This is a genomic window from Actinospica acidithermotolerans, assembly GCF_018139625.1.
Lineage (GTDB): Bacteria > Actinomycetota > Actinomycetes > Streptomycetales > Catenulisporaceae > Actinospica > Actinospica acidithermotolerans.
Genome location: NZ_JAGSOH010000209.1, coordinates 1 through 6,057 on the forward strand (window position 1 = coordinate 1; position 6,057 = coordinate 6,057).

Annotated in this window: 5 protein-coding genes, 1 rRNA gene and 2 pseudogenes; 6 read left to right on the top strand and 2 right to left on the bottom strand. The window is 71.4% G+C overall.

The genetic code is table 11. From position 1 onward, the window contains the following. Positions 1-7 precede the first annotated feature (7 nt). The 3 genes from rrf (at position 8) to KDK95_RS33625 (ending at position 2,628) form a co-directional block, all read left to right on the top strand. Positions 8-124, top strand: a 5S ribosomal RNA gene (gene rrf, locus KDK95_RS33615). A 429-nt stretch (positions 125-553) separates the two neighbouring features. Further along, entirely contained in the window at positions 554-1,831 is a 1,278-nt protein-coding gene (locus KDK95_RS33620; protein WP_212522406.1) for a hypothetical protein, read from the top strand. Continuing rightward, positions 1,777-2,628, top strand: coding sequence for a tetratricopeptide repeat protein (locus tag KDK95_RS33625; protein WP_212522407.1), 852 nt, complete (start codon positions 1,777-1,779; stop codon positions 2,626-2,628). Before KDK95_RS33620 ends, KDK95_RS33625 begins: the two co-directional genes overlap by 55 nt. Before the next feature lie 131 nt (positions 2,629-2,759). Here the strand turns inward: KDK95_RS33625 and KDK95_RS33630 are convergent, their stop codons facing one another. Then, positions 2,760-4,046, bottom strand: a complete 1,287-nt coding sequence (locus KDK95_RS33630) for a DUF1015 family protein (RefSeq protein WP_212522408.1) — start codon at positions 4,044-4,046, stop codon at positions 2,760-2,762. Positions 4,047-4,200: 154 nt separating this feature from the next. On the opposite strand from KDK95_RS33630, the gene KDK95_RS33635 reads away from it, so the two are divergent. The 3 genes and pseudogenes from KDK95_RS33635 to KDK95_RS33645 all read left to right on the top strand — a co-directional run. Further along, complete coding sequence (locus KDK95_RS33635) at positions 4,201-4,659, top strand: tetratricopeptide repeat protein (RefSeq protein ID WP_212522409.1); 459 nt, start codon at positions 4,201-4,203, stop codon at positions 4,657-4,659. 125 nt (positions 4,660-4,784) lie between these two features. Further along, positions 4,785-5,087, top strand: coding sequence for a hypothetical protein (locus tag KDK95_RS33640; protein WP_212522410.1), 303 nt, complete (start codon positions 4,785-4,787; stop codon positions 5,085-5,087). Between the two features lie 41 nt (positions 5,088-5,128). Further along, positions 5,129-5,926, top strand: a pseudogene (locus KDK95_RS33645) (HAD-IIA family hydrolase); the annotation flags it as partial. Here the strand turns inward: KDK95_RS33645 and KDK95_RS33650 are convergent. Next, positions 5,926-6,057 (bottom strand): annotated as a pseudogene (locus tag KDK95_RS33650) (integrase core domain-containing protein); the annotation flags it as partial. The pseudogenes KDK95_RS33645 and KDK95_RS33650 overlap by 1 nt on opposite strands.

Genomic DNA, 6,057 nt, shown 5'->3' on the forward strand with positions numbered 1-6,057 from the left:
ATGATCGTGCGGCGGTCATGGCGGCGGGGAAACGCCCGGTCCCATCCCGAACCCGGAAGCTAAGCCCGCCAGCGCCGATGGTACTGCAAGGGGGACCTTGTGGGAGAGTAGGACGCCGCCGCGCTACTTGTGGAATCCAGTCAGCCTCGGGCCTTCGCGGTCCGGGGCTGACTGTGTTTTTCTCTCCCCTTGCGTTGGCCGCTGTCACCTCAAGCGAGCAGTGCGTAGGTGTCGCGGTTGGCGGGCGATTGGCCATCGGCGCGGGCCGTGGGGGAGAATGAGTGGATGCGCCGATGGCGCACGTTCAGAACAAAACGGTTAGCGACGACGTACCCCCTAAGCCGCCACGACAGGAGTCTTCCGCGCATGTCTACTTCCTCTTCTGGTCGCCCCAAGCGTCCTTCGGCGGGCCGTCCTGCGGGGAGCGGCAATAAGCGCGTCGCAGGGCAGTCGCGCGGCGGCAACCGCGGCGGCGACCAGCCGCAGCGGCGTCCGCAGTCCTCCGAGGACCGGGGCGGCTTCCAGCGCCGTGACGACCGCGGTGAGCGCGGTAATGACCGCGGTGGTTTCCAGCGTCGCGATGACCGTGGGGACCGTGGCGGGGATCGTCCGTCGTACGGTGACCGTGAGCGTCGCCCGTACGGCGATCGTGATCGTGACCGTGGCGGCGACCGCGGCGGCTTCCAGCGGCGCGACGATCGTGGCGGCGACCGCCGTCCGTCGTACGGTGACCGGGATCGCGGTGGTGACCGTGGTGGTTTCCAGCGTCGTGATGAGCGTGGCGGGGATCGTCCGTCGTACGGTGATCGTGAGCGTCGCCCCTTTGGCGACCGTGATCGTGACCGTGGCGGCGAGCGCGGCGGCTTCCAGCGTCGCGATGACCGCGGTGGAGACCGTGGTGGGTATCAGGGTCGCGACGACCGTCGTCCGTCGTACGGTGACCGTGACCGTGGCGGGGACCGCGGTGGTTTCCAGCGCCGTGATGACCGCGGTGGTGACCGTGGTGGTTTCCAGCGTCGTGATGAGCGTGGCGGGGATCGTCCCTCGTACGGTGACCGCGAGCGTCGCCCCTACGGCGACCGCGACAGTCGCCCGTCGTACGGCGACCGGGATCGCGGTGGTGACCGTGGTGGTTTCCAGCGTCGTGATGACCGCGGTGGGGATCGTCCCTCGTACGGTGACCGCGAGCGTCGCCCCTACGGCGACCGTGACCGTGGCGGGGACCGCGGCGGTTTCCAGCGCCGTGATGACCGCGGTGGTGACCGTGGTGGTTTCCAGCGCCGTGATGACCGCGGTGGGGATCGTCCCTCGTACGGTGACCGCGAGCGTCGCCCCTACGGCGACCGCGACAGCCGTCCGTCGTACGGTGACCGGGATCGCGGCGGGGACCGTGGCGGCTTCCAGCGTCGCGACGACCGCCGTCCCTCGTACGGCGACCGGGACCGCGACCGTCGGCCGGCTTTCGGCGACCGCGACAGCCGGCCTTCCTACGGCGACCGGGATCGCGGCGGCTTCCAGCGCCGTGACGACAACCGGGAAGAGCGTCCGTCGTACGGTGACCGGGATCGCGGCGGGGACCGCGGCGGTTTCCAGCGTCGCGATGACCGTGGCGGGGATCGTCCGTCGTACGGTGACCGCGAGCGTCGCCCCTACGGCGACCGTGACCGTGGCGGCGACCGCGGTGGTTTCCAGCGTCGCGAGGAGCGGGCTCCGCGTCCGGCATCATCGGGTGACTCCGAGCAGCCGGCGCACCTCGAACTGCCGGACGACATCGACTTGGCGGACCTCGACGACGACATCCGCGCGGAGCTGCGCACTCTCGTGCGCATGAAGGCCCAGCTCGTCGGCGGCCACCTGGTGATGGCCGGCCGGCTGATCGACGAGGACCCGGAGAAGGCGTACAAGCACGCGCGCACCGCGCAGCAGCTCGCCCCGCGGCTGGCTGCCACGCGTGAGGCGCTGGGCCTGACGGCGTACCTGTCCGACCGCTACGCCGAGGCGCTGGCCGAGCTGCGGGCCGCCCGGCGGATCACCGGTTCCAACCACCAGTGGGCCGTCATGGCCGACTGCGAGCGTGGTCTGGGCCGTCCGGAGAAGGCCCTCGAAATGGCGCAGGCGCCCGAGGCCAAGGAGCTCGACAAGGGCACGCAGATCGAGCTGCGGATCGTCGCCGCCGGCGCTCGTCGCGACCTCGGCCAGGTCGACGCCGCCGTGGCGATGCTGCAGGGCGCCGACCTGACGTCGGCTCAGATCGAGCCGTGGACCGCGCGGCTGCGCTACGCCTACGCGGACGCGCTGCTCGAAGCCGACCGCGAGCCCGAGGCTCGTGAGTGGTTCGCGCGTGCCGCCGAGGCGGACAGCGAGGGCATCACCGACGCCGAGGAGCGCATCGCGCAGCTCGACGGCGTCGTCTTCGGCGAAGAGGACGAGCTCGAGGGCGAGCGCGACATCGACGACGAGGATGAGGACGACGAGGACCTCGAGGACGACTTCGACGACGATGAGGAGTTCGACGACGAAGAAGAAGACGATGAGGTAGACGGCGAAGAGGACGAGCACGACGCCGCTCCCCGCGTGGAGCTGAGCGCCGAGGAGCTCGAGTCCGGCGTCGAGGACGAGGAGCAGTAGGCCCTCAGGACCGGCCGGCTGCGGCTCCGCACATGAAGGGTGGGCCCCCGAAGTCATCATGACTTCGGGGGCCCACCCTTTTGCATGCCCTCGGGGGCCAACCCTTCTGCCCACTCGGTCGAAGCCGGCCGTCAGCTCTCGTCGAGCAGGCGCAGCACCAGGCCGGTCGCCGGCTTCGGGGAGAACGACGTCGACTTGCGCGGCATCTTCTGGCCCGCCGCCGCGAGTTCCAGCACCGTCGCCTCGGCGACCGGCCGCAGCAGCACCGCCACACCCGAGTGCCGGTACGCCTCGTTGACCGCGCTGCGCGGGTCGTGGTCGAAGCGGATGTGGTCGGCCGTGTCCGGTATCGACCAGACGCCGCCGGCCAGCGCGTAGTGCAGGACCGTCGCGTCCAGCCGGCGCCAGGCCTCCGGGCGGTCGGCGGGGATGTACCGTTCGAGGAGCTTCTCGTCCGGGTCGGACAGCAGCCACGCCTTGTGCCCGTCCACCAGGGCGAATCCGATGCTCGTCGGCGCCAGCTCGCCGAGGGCCTGCAGCGCCGCCTTGTAGCCGCCGTCCAGGGCACGCACGGTGAACCACTCCTCGGCCTCGCGCAGCGCCGGCTCGACGCGCAGGTCGGGCAGCCAGCGGTGGATGCCGCGGACGCGCAGCGGGTGCCGGGAGGAGTCCACCAGCAGTGCCAGGCCGTGCTCCGATCCCGTGCGGCCGAGCTTGGCCAGCTCGCGGTACGCGGCGTAGCGGTGGTGGCCGTCCGCGATCAGCGCCTCCCGTCCGGCGAGGTCGGCGCCGACGGCCGCCAGATCCTCCGGCGCGGTCACCGCCCACAGCCGGTGCCGGACGCCGTCCGCGGTGCGCACGTCCACCACCGGCTCCGCGCCGTCGCCGGTCACCCGTTCGACCAGGTCGGAGGCTGGTCCGCCGCCCTGGTAGGTGAGCAGGATCGGCTCCGGGTTGGCGCCGAGCGCGTACATCAGCGAGCGCCGGTCTTGCACCACGACGCCCACAACATCCTCGTGTGGGTGAATTGGAGAGATAGACTCGTCACTCGGGAGCAGTAATGCTCCGATGAGTCCGCGTTGTACCGACAGATCCGGGCCCTCGCCGTCGACCTGCTCGTAGACGTAGAGGGCAGGCTCCGGGTCCAGGGCCAGCAGGCCCTCGTCCCGCCAGTCGCGCAGCGTGCGCGCCGCCCTGCGGTAGCGCAGCAGCGGATCCGGCTCGTCGAGCTCGGGCAGGATCACCCGGACGATGTTGTGCGCATCGCCCGAGGCCAGCGCCCGGGCCCGGTCCGGGTCGATCATGTCGTACGGCGGGCTGATCACCGCCGCCCGGTCCGCGGCCGCCGTGAAGCGGAGCCCGCGGAACGGCGAAAGGACGAGGCGGCCCGGCGTGTCGGGCGCGTGCGCGGCGGTCATAGCGAAATGCTAAGGGCGATCGGGGACATCCGGTGAACGGGTGGTCCGGGTCCGTCGGAGGCATCGATCGGACGGAGACAGGGGTAGGACGGCTCTCGACGGGAGTCGGCGATGACGACGGACCGGGTGACGCGACGACGGCAGGAGGCGCGGGATGGCTGAGCGGGACGAAGGCTGGGCGGCGGGAGCCGAGGAGCAGGAAGAGGGCCTGCCCAGCGGCGAGGTCTACGACTGGTACCAGCGCGGCGTGCAACTGCTCGACGAGGGCGACCCCGCCACCGCCTCCCAGGTGCTCGGCCGGGCGGCCGCGCGGGTCCCGCACTCGCGCTCGGTGCTCGAGGCGCTGGCCCGGGCCCAGTTCGACTCCGAGCAGTACGACCAGGCCGTCGTGTCCTTCCAGCGGCTGGTCGAGGAGGATCCGGACGACGACTACGCGCAGTTCGGCTGGGGTCTGTCGGCGGCCAAGCTGGGGCAGTTCGACCTGGCCGTGGAGCACCTGGCCGTCGCCGCGGCGATGCGGCCGGACGTGAACTACTACGCCCTCGCGCTGCGCGGCGCGCGGGCGACCGCGCGGACGCAGTCGGCGCACCGCCGCCAGGAGGCAAACAAATAACAGGCCCACCGCCCCGGCGGGGTCGGTGATGGGGCTGCGTGCTGCCGCTTGGCGCTTTCCCACTGGGTACTGCGGCTCAGCGCTGTCCCGCCATACGAGTGCCTCGGCGGCTTACGCTCGGTGGCGTGGCGGTGGATGTGGAGCTCAGTCGTGCGGTGACGGTGAGTGTGAGGGCACCCGGGTATCCGCGGTCGGCGGAGCTTGTCGCGGCGTTTGGCGCGTCGGCTGCGGCTGAGCTCGCGGTACGGGTCAAGGGGCTGGTGGGGGAGATGTTCGGGTTGCCGCAGCCGTGGCTCGGGCGGGCTGAGCCGATGGAGTTGAGCGAGGTCGGCTCCGTGATCGGCGCGGCGATGAGCGCGCGGCATCCGGAGCTGAGCCGTGAGGCGGTCTCGTCCCTCGCGAACTACTACACCTACTGCTGGAAGTAGGGCGGCGGCTCGGCGCGTGGCGCTGCTTATAGGATCAGCGCGTGACCGACGACGCGCAGCTTCCCCTCGCCCGCCGCTATGACACCGCGCTCCTCGACCTCGACGGGGTCGTCTACCGGGGCGCCGACGCTGTGCCGCACGCCGTTCAGGCGCTGCTGGCCGCGGCGGAGCTCGGGATGCACCTCACGTACGTCACCAACAACGCCTCACGGACCCCTCAGGCGGTCGCGGACCACCTGGTGCGGCTCGGACTGCCCGCGGCCCCGGACGACGTCGTGACGGCCGCCCAGGCGGTCGCGCGGATGATCGCCGAGGCGGTGCCCGCCGGGTCCAAGGTGCTCATGGTCGGCGGGGAGGGCCTGCGGGTCGCGCTGATCGAGCGCGGCCTGGTTCCGGTCGAGTCGGCGGACGAGAATCCGGCGGCGGCCGTGCAGGGCTATCGGCCGGACACGACGGTGGAAAACCTCTCCGAGATCGCATACGCCGTGCAGCGCGGCGTGCCTTGGTTCGCCGCGAACACCGACATGACCATGCCGACCGCGCGCGGTATCGCGCCGGGCAACGGGGCGATGGTCACGGCCGTGTCCAAGGCGTGCGGCGGGTGGCCGCGGATCGCCGGGAAGCCGGAGACGGCGCTGCACCGGGAGACGATGCTGCGCACAGGCGCCAAGAACCCGCTCGTCGTCGGGGACCGGCTGGACACCGACATCGAAGGCGCGAACCGGGCCGGCGTCGACTCGCTGCTCGTGCTGACCGGCGTGACCACGCGCGAGGAGGCCGAAAGCGCCGAGGGCGTGCACAAGGCGACGTACATCGCGGACGATCTGCGCGCGCTGCTCTAGCTGTTCTGTCCTGTGAGGTTGGGTACGCGGCTGGCGGGTGGTTGGCCTTTGAGCGCGGTGTGTGCTCGGTGATGGTTGTAGATGTGCAGCCAGGGGTCAAGCGCGGCGCGTCGTTCGGATTCTGAGGC

What these genes read in the sequence shown, in the direction of transcription:
- KDK95_RS33630 (WP_212522408.1), bottom strand. Translation starts at nt 4,046, where the DNA reads ATGACCGCCGCGCACGCGCCCGACACGCCGGGCCGCCTCGTCCTTTCG.
- KDK95_RS33635 (WP_212522409.1), top strand. Translation starts at nt 4,201, where the DNA reads ATGGCTGAGCGGGACGAAGGCTGGGCGGCGGGAGCCGAGGAGCAGGAA.
- KDK95_RS33620 (WP_212522406.1), top strand. Translation starts at nt 554, where the DNA reads ATGACCGCGGTGGTTTCCAGCGTCGCGATGACCGTGGGGACCGTGGCG.